Annotated in this window: 8 protein-coding genes; 5 read left to right on the forward strand and 3 right to left on the reverse strand. The window is 65.4% G+C overall.

Annotated elements, in window-relative coordinates; all coding sequences use genetic code 11:
* Window positions 1–67 precede the first annotated feature (67 nt).
* Window positions 68–1,279: a M14 family zinc carboxypeptidase gene (locus llg_RS11710; RefSeq protein WP_338290123.1), complete on the reverse strand. Its 1,212-nt coding sequence runs from the start codon at window positions 1,277–1,279 to the stop codon at window positions 68–70.
* Between the two features lie 188 nt (window positions 1,280–1,467).
* Here llg_RS11710 and llg_RS11715 point away from each other — a divergent pair, with 188 nt between their 5' ends.
* The 3 genes from llg_RS11715 (at window position 1,468) to llg_RS11725 (ending at window position 8,043) form a co-directional block, all read left to right on the forward strand.
* Window positions 1,468–2,016: a sigma-70 family RNA polymerase sigma factor gene (locus tag llg_RS11715; RefSeq protein WP_338290124.1), complete on the forward strand. Its 549-nt coding sequence runs from the start codon at window positions 1,468–1,470 to the stop codon at window positions 2,014–2,016.
* Window positions 2,013–3,458 carry a hypothetical protein gene (locus llg_RS11720; RefSeq protein ID WP_338290126.1) on the forward strand — a complete coding sequence of 482 codons (1,446 nt, stop codon included), beginning with the start codon at window positions 2,013–2,015 and terminating at the stop codon, window positions 3,456–3,458. The genes llg_RS11715 and llg_RS11720 overlap by 4 nt, the downstream gene beginning before the upstream one ends.
* A gap of 262 nt (window positions 3,459–3,720) precedes the next feature.
* On the forward strand, window positions 3,721–8,043 hold the full coding sequence (locus llg_RS11725) for an autotransporter-associated beta strand repeat-containing protein (RefSeq protein WP_338290128.1): 4,323 nt from the start codon (window positions 3,721–3,723) through the stop codon (window positions 8,041–8,043).
* An 88-nt stretch (window positions 8,044–8,131) separates the two neighbouring features.
* Here the strand turns inward: llg_RS11725 and llg_RS11730 are convergent, their stop codons facing one another.
* The gene (locus tag llg_RS11730; RefSeq protein WP_338290129.1) at window positions 8,132–9,013 is read right to left on the reverse strand and encodes a LysR substrate-binding domain-containing protein; all 882 of its coding nucleotides are present in this window, start codon (window positions 9,011–9,013) and stop codon (window positions 8,132–8,134) included.
* A gap of 70 nt (window positions 9,014–9,083) precedes the next feature.
* On the opposite strand from llg_RS11730, the gene ilvD reads away from it, so the two are divergent.
* Window positions 9,084–10,763: a dihydroxy-acid dehydratase gene (gene ilvD, locus llg_RS11735; protein ID WP_338290130.1), complete on the forward strand. Its 1,680-nt coding sequence runs from the start codon at window positions 9,084–9,086 to the stop codon at window positions 10,761–10,763.
* Between the two features lie 243 nt (window positions 10,764–11,006).
* Window positions 11,007–13,622: an alpha-N-acetylglucosaminidase gene (locus llg_RS11740; RefSeq protein ID WP_338290132.1), complete on the forward strand. Its 2,616-nt coding sequence runs from the start codon at window positions 11,007–11,009 to the stop codon at window positions 13,620–13,622.
* A 62-nt stretch (window positions 13,623–13,684) separates the two neighbouring features.
* Here llg_RS11740 and llg_RS11745 read toward each other — a convergent pair whose 3' ends face one another.
* Complete coding sequence (locus llg_RS11745) at window positions 13,685–14,314, reverse strand: hypothetical protein (protein ID WP_338290133.1); 630 nt, start codon at window positions 14,312–14,314, stop codon at window positions 13,685–13,687.
* Window positions 14,315–14,370: the final 56 nt, after the last annotated feature.

Consider the following 14,370-nt stretch of genomic DNA (forward strand, 5'->3'; position numbering starts at 1 on the left):
CAAGTTGGTTGGCTTCAGGCTGCGGATGGTCGTGGGTTGAGCAACCTTGCCCGACGCGATTGGCGGTTCATCGGGTGGTTTTGGAGTTTTCTTCCAGCAGCAGCGTCATCATGCTTTCGGCCGCTCCCTGGCTGACTTGGCGAATCAGTTTCCGGTCCGTCGAATAGCCGAGTTCATAGGTGATGGCCGGGATGCCGAAGGTTTGGTGGGCCCAGCCTTTGGAGGTCGGCACGCCGACGTTGTGCGCGTCCTCGCGCTTGAATTTGTAGCCGGGAAAGCGAGCGCGGATGTCCGCCAGCCACCGGCTGGTGAACGCGGGCAGGGAAGTGGGCTCGGAATCGGGTTGGCAGTAGAACACGTCCTTGCCGGTGGAGTGGAAGTCGAGGAACAGGCACGGCTTCGCTCCGGGTGCCTTGCCGAGGCGGACCAGAGCCCCGCTCACCGCACGGGTTTCCGGTTGGCTGAACTTTTTCCAGTCCCGGTTGGTGTCCACTCCGCCGAGGTTGGAACGCCAGTGCCCGTGCTCGATGCCGTCCGGATTGACCAGTGGGATCACCACCGTCTTGAAGCGGCCGCGGTAGCGGCGGGCCAGGGCGGTGTCCGCGGTGAGGGTGTCGACGAAGGTCATCAGCGCGAGGCTGCCGGTGACCTCCGGCGGGTGTTGGCGGCCGAGGATGAAGACGTACTGGGCCCGGTCCGTTTCGCTGAAGGTGAGGCTCCGCAGCGGCCGTCCTTCGATGGATTGTCCGATGGGCGCCTCGCGGGCGAAGGGCAGTGCGGCCTTGCGGTCCATCCAGCCGTTCAAGGCGGAGAGGCCGACCAATTCCTGCGCTGCCACCCACACCGGCCGGGGACCTGTCTGAAGGGTGACCCATGCATCGTGGGTCGCGCGGTTGGCGGTGAAATCCTCCTTGGGAATCAGCCGCCAGGTTTTCCCGTCCGTGCTCAGGCGCGGCCGCAGCACCGATCCATCCGCGGTGAGGACGAGGTGGAGCCTGAGTTGCCGTGGTTGCTCCGACCGGACCTGGAAGGCATACCACGGGCTGGGATTGATCGGTTTGTTTTCCGGGGAGATCGTCAGATGGAATTGATCGGGACCGGTTTGTTGGCACCCGTTCAACCGTCCCTGGGAAAACTCGTCGTGGAAGGTGACGCCGGATTCCGGAAACCGCCAGGTATGGCGGACATGGGGCGCGATGGTGGCGGGGTGTCCGCTGTGGCAGGCGGAAAGGCACAGGCTAGAAAGCAGGCCAAGGAGCGCGGTGACGGGCGTTTTCAAGGAGGCGAAAGGATCGGTTCGAGTAGGGGGGAACGGAGTGGGAGGCGAGGTTCTTGCCGATCGCAGTGGGCAAAGCGCTGCCCTCCACTCCAGTACGGTTGTGGGGAAGCCGGGAAGATGTCGGAGTGCGGCGCGTGCTTTCCGCTAATTTCTGGTCAGCTTCCCGGGATTCGGGGAACATCCCCATAGTGAACCCCGATCCGGTCGAGCCCCAGGGCCTGCCCAGGGACGAGGCGGAGCTGGCGCACAGGATTGCCGCCCTCCGCATCTCCCTGCGCGGCTACGTGCTCTCGATTCTGCCGCACAGGGCGGCCTGCGATGACGTGGTGCAGGAAACCATGATCTTCCTGTGGGAGCGCCGCGAGGAATACCGTGAGGACACGAACCTCCGGGCGTGGGCCTTCAAGGTGGCGTGGTTCAAGGCCATGGGCCACCGCCGTGACCGGATGCGGGAGGAGCGGGTGGTCTGTTTCTCCGAGGACAGCCTGCACCGCATCTCCGGCGCGATGGAGGAGATCCTGGAGGAGGCCGAGCCGCGCATGGAGGCGCTGCGCCGGTGCCTTTCCCAATTGGACGCCGAGGAGATCCGTCTCCTGCGCCTGAAGTATGTGGACCGTGGTTCGCTCACCGCCGACGCGCAGGACCGCGCCGAAAACCCGAACCGCGTCCAGAAGGCCATCTCGCGCCTGCGGCTGCGGCTGCGCCACTGCATCGAATCGAAACTTTCCCTGCCATGAAGCCGCCATCCCCCGAGCTCCGCCAGCTTGTCGATCAGTTGCTCGACGAGCGCGAGATGAGCAAAGTCGACACCAGCCGTCTCGAGGACCTCATGCACGATGAGGACGCCCTCCGCTATTACTCGGAGATGGTCACCCACGAGGCGATGATGGCCGAGGCGCTGGATGGCATCACCGGCGTGGAGAAGAAGCCGCGCAACGTGATCGCTTTCCCAGTGAAGGTGGCGCTCGGAGCGGCGGCCGCGGCGTTGTTCTTCGCACTCGGCTTCCTCAGCCGCCGGCCGGAGGTCATGGAGAAACCCGTCGCCACCGTGCCTGCGGACGGGCTGCCTGCCCGCATCACCGGCCTGATGGGCGTGGAGTGGTCGGAGGGGCACGAGCCGGACCTGCTCGGTTCCCAGGGCAAAACGCGGCGGTTGTCCATCCGCACCGGGCTCGTCGAGCTGACGTATGGCTCCGGCGTGCGGGTCACGCTGGAGGGACCGGTCGATTATTCGATCGTGAACGATACGGCTGGCAGTCTCACGGTTGGCAAGCTGGTGGCCTACGTCCCGCGCGGCGCGGAGGGATTCCACGTGGATTACGCGAAGGGCCGTGTCGTGGATCTCGGCACGGAGTTCGCGATGGACGTCCATCCGGATGGCAAGACCGAGCTCGGCGTCTTCGATGGCAAGGTGCAGCTCCATGTTCCCGGCCAGGACGTGCGCCTGCTGCAGGTGAACCAGGCGCTGATGCACGACGACACCGCGGAAGAATCCGTTAGCTCGATCCCGCTGGACCGGGAGAAGTTCGTGCGCCGCATGCCCGCGCGCGATTTCCGCTGGGAACTGAAGTCCGCCGTGCCGAGGCAGGTGGAGTTCGATGTGACGCACCTCATCTGGAAGTCCGGCACCTACCGGCCGGTGTTCAAATGGATGCAGGGACCTGCCGACGTGTCGGTGAAGGACGTCATGCTGCTCCGCAATGGAGTGGTCGTCTGCCGCGATCCCCGCACCGGAGCCACCGGCCGCCGGGCCTCCATGGTGGATGACAACCTGTTCACCCTGCCGGTGACGGGCGACCGGTATGAGCCCGGGCGCTGGACGCTGCGGGCCACCCTTCAGCCACTCAGGGGAGGCTCGAATGCCACCGGCATCGTCCAGTTCGAGGAAGGTCTCATCACCACTGCCACCGAGGCGGATTTCATCGGGACCTGGCGCTACTTCTACGGTGGCCTGGAGCACAAGCGCCAGTTCCTGCCGGACGGGACGATGCGTTTCTACAAGGGCGGCCGCCTCGCCACGGAGAACTTCGTCAACGGCCACTGGCACGTGAAGGACGGCATCCTCTATCAGGATGTGCCGGAGGGGAGCTACGTGGAAACCCACGCCCTGCGGAACAAGGACACGCTCATCTTCGTGAACCGCCCCTACGACAACGCGGTGCGGGTGAAGGATCCGTGAGGCGATGTAGCTGAAAGCTCCGCTTTCAGGATGTAGGGGGAAGCTCCAGCTTTCCCTCTGGGGGACGTCGTTTGGCCTCCCAACTTCCGCCAACTGGAGCTGGCGGAGACGATTCGAAAGCGGAGCTTTCGACTACATTCGCTCTCGGATCAGGCCCAATCACGTTCCGCGGGAATCTTCGTTTTTCTTGGTCAGGTTTTGAAGCGCGGTGGCACTCCCCACCGAGGCGCATCGTGCCGCCTGTTTCCAAAACCCCCGATCCATGAAGAAGAAAGCTCTTTTCACCGGTTGTTTGCTGTCGGTTTCGCTGTGCGGCCTGTTGCGGGCGGCGGATGTCACTTGGGATATTTCGCCCGGCACGGTCGGGGCGGGGGACAGCGCGGTGACCGGTGGTGCGGGCACGTGGGACACGGCCACGGGCAATTGGACCACGGACGGCGGTGTCACCAATGTCGCGTGGATCAATGCCAACAATGACACGGCGGTCCTCGGTGGTGCCGCGGGCACGGTCACGCTCACCACCGCCACAGCAGGCGGGCTGACGTTCAGCACCACCGGTTACACCATCGCCAGTGGCACGCTCACGCTCGCAGGCAGCCCGGTGATCAACACCGGCTCCTTGAACGCCACGGTGAATTCCGTGCTCGCGGGCAGCGGCGGTTTCACTAAATCCGGCACCGGCTCGCTCACGCTCGGGGGCTCGAACACGGTGACCGGCGCGGTTTCAATCGGTGGCGGCACGGTGGTGGCGAACCACCTTTCGGCGCTCGGGGCGGCCGGTGCGGCGAACCAGGCGTCCATCCAATCGGGAGCCACGGTGCAGCTTCCACTCTCCGGCACCTACGCGAAGGCGATCCGTCTGAACGGCGGCACCCTCCAGGCGAACAACGGCACCAGCACGGCAACCACCGCCTCCGGGGCGTTCACCTTGGATGGCGCGATGAACTCCATCGTCCTCAACGCGGGCTCCAGCACCACCGTCGCCCTGGCCATCAGCGGCAAGATCAGCGGCAGCGGCGCTCTGGACCTTTCCTCCACCTCCGGCACCGCCCGCAACATCCAGTTCACCGGGGCGAACGACTATACCGGCGCCACCTCCATCGGCGCGGGCGTGCGCCTGAACCTGAACAACACCACGACCACCGCCGGCACCGGCAAGGTGACTGTGGCGTCCGGCGGCCAGCTTTACTTCGGGGGCAGCGGTTTCACCACCGGCTCCGGCTTCACCAACAACATCGACATCGCCGGAAACACCTGGAGCGGCGATGGTTCGACCACCCGCGGGGCCATCCGCCTCGGCACGAACACGATCCTCTCCGGTACGATCACCACCACCGCCTCGGCGGCCATCACCGGTGGCAGCGGCACGATCTCCGGCGTGATTGCGGGTTCGTCCGCGCTGAACTTCGGCAGCAACGCGGGCGGCACCTTCACCCTTTCCGGAAACAACACCTACACCGGCGCGACGACCATCGGCACCGGCACCACCACGATCACCGGCACCAACCAGAGCACGGCCTACACCGTCTCCAGCGGCACCACGCTCAACATCGGCTCCGGTGGCACCGCGGGCAGCATTCTTTCCTCCGCCACCGTGGCGAACGCGGGCACCTTCCGCTTCAACCGCAGCGATGCCATCACCGTCGCGAACAACATCAGCGGCGCGGGCACCGTGATCCAGGTGGGCACGGGCACCACGACCCTCACGGGCACCACCGTGTGGACCGGTGCCACCACCATTTCCGCCGGCACGCTCCAGATCGGCGATGGCACCGCCGCGGGCCGCCTGGGTTCCGGGGCCGTCACGAACAATGCCGCGCTGGTGTTCAACCGGCCGGACGCGATCGCGGTGGCCAATGCGATCTCCGGCACCGGTAGTGTCACCCAGTCCGGCACCGGCACCACGACCCTCTCCGGTGCGAACACCTACACCGGTGCCACGGCGGTGAACCAGGGGGCCTTGATGGTCAATGGCTCGGTCGCCAGCGCCTCGGTCACGGTGGCGTCCGGAGCCACGCTGGGCGGCACGGGCACCATCACCGGCACGGCCGCCGTCGCGTCCGGCGGCAAGGTTTCCACCACCGGTGTGCTTACGCTGGGCGGTTTGGCTTTCGCGGGGAATGGCACTCTTTCCTACGGTGCCATCAGTACCTCCTCGTCCGCAGTGAACCTCGGCACGGGTGCTTTGTCCGCCGCCGGGGCCGCGGGTTCGGTGGCCATCGACCTGTCCGGTGCCAGCATTGGCGGGGAGGGAACCTATCACCTCATCCACCATGGTGGCGGCGCGCTTGCGTCCGCGGATTTCGCGGCCTTCACCGTTTCCGCCACCTCGCTGAGCGCCCGCCAGACCGGCGCGCTGGTGAACAACGTGGACTCGCTCGACTATGTCGTCACCGGCGAGACGCCGCGCTGGACCGGCACCGACAGCAGTGTCTGGAAAACCGGTGCCACCGGAGCGGCTGGAAACTGGATGTTGCCCCTGGGGGCGACGGCGACCGATTTCATCAGCGGCGACGTCGTGCTGTTCGATGACACGGCGGCGAACAAGGTGGTGAATCTCTCCGCGGAAGATGTCGCTCCGACTTCGGTGACGTTCAACCACTCGACCGGCAATGACTACTCGCTCGGCGGTGCGTTCGCGATCACCGGCACCACCTCGCTGCTGAAGTCCGGCTCCGGCACACTCACCATCTCCAATGCGAACGCTTACAGCGGCGGCACGTTCCTCAATGCCGGGACGCTCGCCCTCGCGAATGCCGCGGCGCTCGGCAGCGGAGCGGTCACGCTGAATGGCGGCACGCTCGCGATCGGCGGATTGACCATTCAAAATGCCCTGACCGGTGCGGGAGGCTCTCTCTCTGGCAGCGGTACCTGGGGCGGTGCGATCAGCGGTGCGCTGGTGTTCAACAGCCCCGGAGACACCCTGATCCTCACCGGCACGAATGGGAATGCGTCCACCGTCCTCACCGCTGGCACGCTTCAGATCGGCGCGGGCGGCACCGCTGGCACGCTTGGCAGCGGTCCGATCGCGAACCAGGGAACGCTGGCCTTCAACCGCAGCGATGACGTGGCCTTCAGCTCCGCCCAGGTGATCTCCGGCACCGGGGCCGTGGTGAAGAACGGCGCCAATGTCCACACGCTCGCCGCTCTGAGTAGCTTCAGCGGCGGCACCACCGTGAACGCGGGAACGCTGCGCCTCACCACCAACGCGGGCATCCCGAACAGCACCACCACCATCGGCACCGGTCCGCTCACGATCCATGCCGGAGCCACCGTCACCACCACCATCGCCTTCTGCATCGATGGAAACAACACGGCCGTCAACAACCGCGTCATCAATCTCGATGGCGGTGCGATATTGAACATCGCGGGCAGCGAATATCTCAAGACCATCAATCTCACCGCCTCCACGGTGAATGCCCCCACCGCCACCAACGATTATCTGCGTGCGTCGGGCAGCGTGCTGACCCTCCATTCCGTGGCCGCCGCGGCCACTTCCACCATCAACAATCGCGTGGACATGACCATCGCGAACATCACCGCCGAGGTGGAGGATGGTGCCGCCGCGGTGGATCTGGCCATCACCGGCCCGATCTCGCAGAACAGCGGCGCGGGCAGCGGCAACAAGTCGATCACCAAGACCGGCGCGGGTCTGCTGTCGCTATCCGGTGCGAGCACCTTCGCGGGTGGTGTGACCGTCAATGCCGGCACCCTGGTGGTGGCAAACACCACTGGCAGCGCGACTGGCAGCGGCGCGGTTACCGTGGCCGCCGGAGCTATCCTTGGCGGGACGGGCACCATCACCGGTGCCACCACGGTTTCCGGCACCCTGGCTCCGGGGGCGGGCATCGGCACGCTCAAGACCGGAGCGCTGACGCTGGACGCCACCTCCATTGCCGTGGTGGAGCTGAACAGCGCCAGCGCCACGGCCGATGCCGTGCAGGTCACCGGCAACGTCACGCTCGGTGGCGGACCGCTTTCGCTCACCGATGTCGCCGGCGCGCCTGCCAGTCTCGCGGATGGCACCAAGTTCACGCTCATCACCTACACCGGCACGCTCAGCGGCACCTTCGCCGGATTGCCGGACGGCGGGGCGGTCACGGTCGGTTCGAATCCCTTCATCCTCCGCTACAACGACGGCGGCGCGGTCACCCTCACCGTGGGCGTGCCAAATGCCTTCACGACGTGGGCCAGTGCCAGGGGATTGAGCGGAGCGGATGCCACCCGTGACGCCGATCCGGATCATGACGGGATCAAGAACGTGCTCGAGTTCATTTTCGGCAGCGAACCGAATCCTGCCAATCCCGGTGCGGCTTCGCAGGCCAGCCTGCCGGAGACCACGCGTGACGAAACGGCGCTGTATTTCACCTATCGCCGTCGCGCGGATTCGACCCCGCTGTTTACTCCCGTGGTGCAATACGGTTCGACCCTCAGCGGCTGGACGAATGCCGCCAACGGCGTGGACGGGGTCTTCGTCCTGGAAACGCCCGACTACTATGGCGCGGGCCTCAACCAGGTGACCACCATGATCCCGTTGTCGAAGGCGGTGAACGGCAAGCTCTTCGTGCGCCTCGCGGTGCCATGACGAGGTTTCCTGGGTAATGAATGCAATGAACGACCGGATGGCGGCCGCGGGGGATTTCCCCAGTGGCCGCCATCACGGGCGTGATTTCTCAGCCCTTCAGGATCTTCAGTAAATCGGCCAGTGGGCCCTGGGCTTTGCCCGTGCGGCGGGCGAAGACGTGGGTGATCTTCGGCTGGCCCTTCAAGGGGATCGCCGCCACCGCGCTTCCTGCGAGCTTCTCCAGGGCGGCGGGGAGAATGGCGATGCCCGAGCCTGCGGCCACCATCACCGCCACCGCCTGGGCGCGGGAGGATTCGAGGATGATCCGCGGCCGGAAGCCTGCATCCCCGCACAATCGGTTCACCAGGGTGGCGAACGCGGGTGCGGCGTCGTGCGCCACGGCGACGAATGGTTCCTTGGAGAGCTCTTTCATCGCGACCTGCTTCCGCGTGGCGAGCGGATGATCCGCGGCCACGAAGCAGTATAGCGGTTCCCGATGCCATGGCGTGACTTCGATTCCGGCCGCATCCGGTGGTGCTTCGATGCCCACGAAGCCGCCATCCAGCCGACCCTCGGCGATCGCCTTCAACAGGTCATGCGGCGGCGCATCGTGGAGGAGGATCTGGACCTGCGGACGACCGGTGCGGAAGCGTCGCAGGATTTCCACGAGGTTATCGTTCATCACCGCGCTGACGAAGCCCAGTCGTAGCCGCGCGGTTTCACCGGCGGCGTTCCGCTTCACCGCGTCGCCCGCCCGTGCGAGACGGCGGGGGATGGTCCGGGTTTCCTCGTAGAACAGGTGCCCAGCCGGGGTGAGCGAGACCCCGCGCGGTCCGCGCTCGAAGAGGGCCGCGCCGAGTTTTTCCTCCAGGATGCGGACGTGCCGGGAGAGCGGCGGCTGGGCGAGGTTCAGCCGCCGGGCCGCGCGCGTGAACGACAGTTCCTCGGCCACGGCGAGGAAGCATTCCAGTTCCCGGAACGAGTAATCCATACCGAATTGGTATCATGGTGCGACCAATCAAGTCATTCCAATATGAGCGATCTTTTCGCACCTTCCGACCATGGCTCTCAGCGACACCGTTAAAAAAGGAGCGATCCGCGCGCCCCACCGCAGCCTCTTCCGAGCCACCGGAGCGATCCGGTCGGAAAGCGATTGGGAAAAGCCCTTCATCGCCATCGCGAATTCCTTCGTCCAGGTCATCCCCGGCCACGCCCATCTCGACGTGGTGGGGCGCAAGGTCCGCGAGGCGGTGCGCGCCGCGGGCGGGGTGCCCTTCGAGTTCAACTGCATCGGCGTGGACGACGGGATCGCGATGGGCCACGGCGGCATGCGTTACTCCCTGGCTTCGCGGGAGATCATCGCGGACAGCATCGAGACCATGCTCCGTGCCCATTGTTTCGATGGCGTGGTGTGCATCCCGAACTGCGACAAGATCGTGCCCGGCATGATGATGGGCGCGGCGCGGGTGAACATCCCCACCGTGTTCGTGTCCGGCGGGCCGATGCGTTCCGGCCGGAATCCCACCACCGGGGAATCGTTGGACCTGGCCTCGGTGTTCGAGGCCGTGGGGCGGCTTTCGACGCAGTCGATCACGGAAGACCAGCTCGGCGAAATCGAACGCCATGCCTGCCCGACCTGCGGTTCGTGCTCGGGCATGTTCACCGCGAATTCGATGAACTGCCTGTGCGAGGCATTGGGACTCGCCCTGCCGGGCAATGGCTCGATCCTCGCCACTGATCCTGCGCGCGACGCGCTTTTCGAGAGGGCGGGGAGGACCATCGTGCGTCTGGTGCGGGATGACGTGAAACCCGCGGACATCCTCACCCGCGGCGCGTTTGCCAATGCCCTGGCGCTGGACATGGCGATGGGCGGATCGTCGAACACCGTGCTGCACACCATCGCCGTGGCACACGAAGCAGGAATCCCGCTGAGCATGCGCGATTTCAACGAGATGGCGGCGCGGGTGCCGCACCTCTGCAAGGTCGCGCCCTCCGGGAAACACTACATGGAGGATATCGACCGGGCCGGTGGTATTTCCGCGATCCTCCGAACACTGGCGGAGATTCCGGGCCTCCTCGACCTGGACGCGTTCACCGTGAGCGGGCTTACGCTCGGAGAAACGATCTCGGTGGCGGAGGTGATGGACTGCGACGTGATCCGTCCACTCGACAAGGCTTATTCTCCGCAAGGTGGACTGGCCGTGCTGCACGGCAATCTCGCGCCCGATGGCTGCGTGGTGAAGACGGCCGGGGTGAGTCCCACCATGATGACCTTCGCCGGCCCCGCGGTGATCTTCGAGTCCGAGCAGGAAGCCTCCACCGGCATCCTCACCGGCCGGGTCAAGGCCGGTGACGTGGTGGTGATCCGCCACGAGGGGCCGAAGGGCGGTCCCGGCATGCCGGAAATGCTCGCGCCTACCTCGGCCATCGCTGGCCGCGGTCTCGGGGAGTCCGTGACGCTCATCACCGACGGGCGTTTCTCGGGTGCCACCCGCGGTGCCGCCATCGGACACATTTCCCCGGAGGCGGCCGCCGGTGGTCCGATCGCTTTGGTGGAATCGGGGGATCTTATCGAGATCGACATTCCGAATCGGTCGATCCACCTGCACGTTTCCGCGGAAACGTTGGCCGAACGTCGGACCAAGTGGACTCCACCCGAGCCGAAAATCCGCAGTGGTTACCTCGCCCGCTACGCGAAACTGGTCACCAGCGCGGATACCGGGGCGGTGCTTCAAGTTTGAGAATAGGCAGGGATCAGGAATTCAACCGCAGATGGACGTGAATGGACGCAGATGAGAGTGAAGAAGATGAATGCGAAAGCGCATGATTTGCCATGTCATCCCATCTTCCATCCGCGTTGATCCGTGTCCATCTGTGGTTGAATTTCTCTTCTTGCGGCTGAATGCGAAAATTTCCGGTCAGGTTCGGTGCCTTCGTGGCACATTCCGGAGTCTGCGTCTTTTTTGCCTCCATTCCGTCGTTCCATGAATCGCCGCCAGTTCCAGAAACTCCTCGCCGCCACCGCGGCGGCCGCCTTTGCCCCCACGGCCCATGCCGCCGCCACCGGGACTCCGTTTCCCGCGGCGGACGCGCTGGTGAAGCGCCTCCTCGGGGCCGCCGCGGCGAAGATCCGCTGCGAGAAGATCGAGGCCGAGGTCGATACCTACACGATCGACCGCGATGGGGGCACGCTGGTGCTGCGCGGCAGCTCGCCGATCGCCATCGGCGCGGCGCTCAATGACTGGCTCCGCCATGACGCGAAGCGGCAGCTTTCGTGGACCGGCGAGAACCTGATTCTGCCCGCGACCCTGCCGCTGCCGGAGACGCCCCGTTCCGGAAAGGCCGCGCTGAAACACCGCGTGGCCTACAATTTCTGCACCTTCGGCTACACCATGGCGTGGTGGGATTGGGCCGAGTGGGAGCGGGAGATCGATTTTCTGGCGCTGATGGGAGTGAACATGCCACTGGCGATGGTCGGGCACGAATGCGTGTGGCGCTCGGTGTTCACGAAGTTGGGCATGAGCGACCTGGCGATCCGCTCGTTCCTGTGCGGTCCGTGTTTCCTGCCGTGGCAGTTCATGGCGAACATCGAAAGCTGGGGCGGGCCCATGCCGGTGTCGTGGCTGGAGAGCCACCAGGCGCTTGGCCGCCGGATCCAGGACCGCATGCGCGAGCTCGGCATGACGCCGATCGCGCCGGGCTTCACCGGCTACGTGCCGCTTGCGCTCCGCGAGCTGAAACCGGACGCGAAGATCCTCCAGAAGAAACCGTGGTTCGGGTTCCCGCAGGGGACTGCCCAGCTCGATCCCACCGATCCGCTTTATGCACGGCTCGCCTCGATGTTCGTGGAGGAACAGCAGCGGTTGTTCGGCGAGGCGCATTGGTACGCCTGCGATGTCTTCCATGAGAGCAAGCCACCCTCGAACGATCCGGAATATCTCGGCGCGGTGGGCAAGATGCTCATCGACGCGCTGATGAAAGCCGACCCGAAGGCGAAGATCGCAATGCAGACGTGGACGCTCTACGAGCCGGTGGTGAAGGCGATTCCCGAGGATCGCTTGCTGCTGCTGGACCTCGATGGCCGCCGAAAGGATTACTGGGGCCGGGCCTTCGTGTCCGGGGTGATCCACAACTTCGGCGGCCGGGTGTATCTTGGCGGCAATCTCAAGAAGTCGCTGGAGTTCGACCGCCATGCCACCCGCGACGATTTGAAGAACGTGCAGGGCCTCGGGGTGTTCTGCGAGGGCAGCCGCGCGAACTCACCGATCTACATGGCCGCGCTGGAAGGCACCTTCCGCACGCCCGGTGCCGGTGAAGACGCGAAGGGCTGGCTGCGCGAGTGGGCGGTGTCCCGTTTCGGGGTTGAGGAAGGGCCGGCCATCGAGGCATGGGTCTCCACCTGGGACCACGTCTACGCTCCCGGCAGCAGCGCATCCTACCAGTCCGGGGAAAGCCCGCTGTGCGCGCGGCCGACGCTCAATGGCAAGGCCAGCTCGCCTTCCGCCGGTTCGTTCTCGCGCAGCTACGCGCTGGAAAAACTGTGGGACGCGTGGGCCCTGCTCGCCAGCGATGGCCAGCGGCTCGGCACGGTGGACACCTACCGCTACGACCTCGTCGACTGGGGGCGCCAGGCGCTCGCCGATCTTTCGGTGACGCTGCGGAAGAACATTCTCACTGCCTACGAGGCCGGTGATCGCGCCGCTTTCGACAAGTCCAGCAAGCAGTTCCTCGATCTCGGCCGGGACCTCGACCGCCTGCTCGGCACGCGCCTGGAGTTCCGCCTCGGCACTTGGCTGACCACGGCCCGCCGCTGGGGCAAGGACGCCGCGGAGAAGAAGCTCCACGAGCGCGCCGCGCGCCTGCTGGTGACCCTGTGGGGGCCGAACCGCCAGGCCCAGGTGAACTTCGATTACTCGAACCGCCAGTGGCACGGCCTGCTCGGCTCGTTTTACCTGAAGCGCTGGGAAAAGTATCTCGTCTTCCTCCAGTCCGAGATCGGGAAGCCCAAGGAACAGCGCCTCGATGACAAGACCTTGCTCAAGGTTTACGGCCGCCCGGGTCCGGACAACCATCCGTTCTTCAAGGAGCTTGCCGAATGGGAATGGCAGTGGGCTGACCAATGCCTGGGCACCTTCACCGCGGAAACCGAAGGCGATTCGTTCGCCATCAGCCGCGAGCTGATCGCGAAGTACGCGGCGCTGGTTCCGCGTGCCGCGAAAGGACCGGTCCGGCCGGCCATTCCCGAGGATGCCTTCGCGCTTGGCGATTGGAGCGGTGGCAAGCTGGCGAAGGAGTGGAAGAAGGTCCGCTGGTCGGTGGAGGGCAAGTTCTCGGACTCCGGCAAGTTCGGCGTGATCTTCCAATCGAATGGCTCCGAGGCCACCCGCGTCCGCAGCGTTACTCTCTATCAGAACGGCAAGGTGGTTTCCTCCGATCCGCACGAGGGCCGCACCGGGGCCGGGCAATCTGACAACGTCTGGACGCTGGTGTTCCCGGATGTGACCCAGGCCGAGGGGCTGGAGATCGAGGCGGAGATCGCCACCGAGGACCCGGTGAAATCGTCCGGCGTGATCTTCGCGAAGCGGACCGCGGCGAAGTGATGGAAAACAAAACGGGTGGCATGTCAGACATGCCACCCGTGGGAAAGAGTTTGTCGCGGAACTCAGGCGCCGGTCTTGACGCCGTTGTATTCGTCCTCGGTGAGGAAGCCGTCGTCATCCAGGTCCTTCTTCTCGAAGCCGCGGAGGACGTTGGTGAATTTCACCTTCGGCGAGACGAGGTAGCCGAACTCCTCGGGGCTCAGGACACCGTCGCCATCGAAGTCCGCCAGTTCGAAGCGGGACAGCGTGTGGTCCTTGGTCTTCTTGCCGAGTGCCTGATAGGCGTTCCATTCGTCGAGCGAGATCAGGCCGTCCGGAATCGGGTCGCCCTTGAGCGGTTCGCCGGTGTTCGGATCGGTGGCGATGACGGGCTCGCCGGTGTTGGGATCGAGCACCGGCTCACCGGTATTCGGGTCGGTCTGATAGACCGGCTCGAAGGCCCCGGCGGTATCGATCGGGAGGAAACGGGCGCGGACTTCCACCAGCGGGGTGCCCGGGCCTTGGGTCGAGGCGAACTCGAAGATGTCGAGGAAGCCGTCGTCATTGGCATCCGCCTTTTCGAAGGCGGCCTGCTGCTTTTGCTCCTTCGTGGGCTTGGGTGGCTTGGGACCTTTCGGAGCCGCCTGCGCGATCCCGGAGAACGCGCTCACCCCCAGGGCGACGCTCACCGTCAACAGTTTGTGAAGTTTCATGGCTTTTCTCAAATGCGTAACGGGAGGAGCACGCAAGGGGTAAGGCCTGACAATCC

The sequence above is a fragment of the Luteolibacter sp. LG18 genome, from assembly GCF_036322585.1.
In the GTDB taxonomy this organism is placed as follows: Bacteria; Verrucomicrobiota; Verrucomicrobiia; order Verrucomicrobiales; family Akkermansiaceae; genus Luteolibacter.

Excerpts from the sequence above, each read along its gene's own strand:
- llg_RS11720 (WP_338290126.1), top strand. The coding sequence starts at position 2,013 with ATGAAGCCGCCATCCCCCGAGCTCCGCCAGCTTGTCGATCAGTTGCTC.
- llg_RS11725 (WP_338290128.1), top strand. The coding sequence starts at position 3,721 with ATGAAGAAGAAAGCTCTTTTCACCGGTTGTTTGCTGTCGGTTTCGCTG.
- llg_RS11730 (WP_338290129.1), bottom strand. The coding sequence starts at position 9,013 with ATGGATTACTCGTTCCGGGAACTGGAATGCTTCCTCGCCGTGGCCGAG.
- ilvD (WP_338290130.1), top strand. The coding sequence starts at position 9,084 with ATGGCTCTCAGCGACACCGTTAAAAAAGGAGCGATCCGCGCGCCCCAC.
- llg_RS11740 (WP_338290132.1), top strand. The coding sequence starts at position 11,007 with ATGAATCGCCGCCAGTTCCAGAAACTCCTCGCCGCCACCGCGGCGGCC.
- llg_RS11745 (WP_338290133.1), bottom strand. The coding sequence starts at position 14,314 with ATGAAACTTCACAAACTGTTGACGGTGAGCGTCGCCCTGGGGGTGAGC.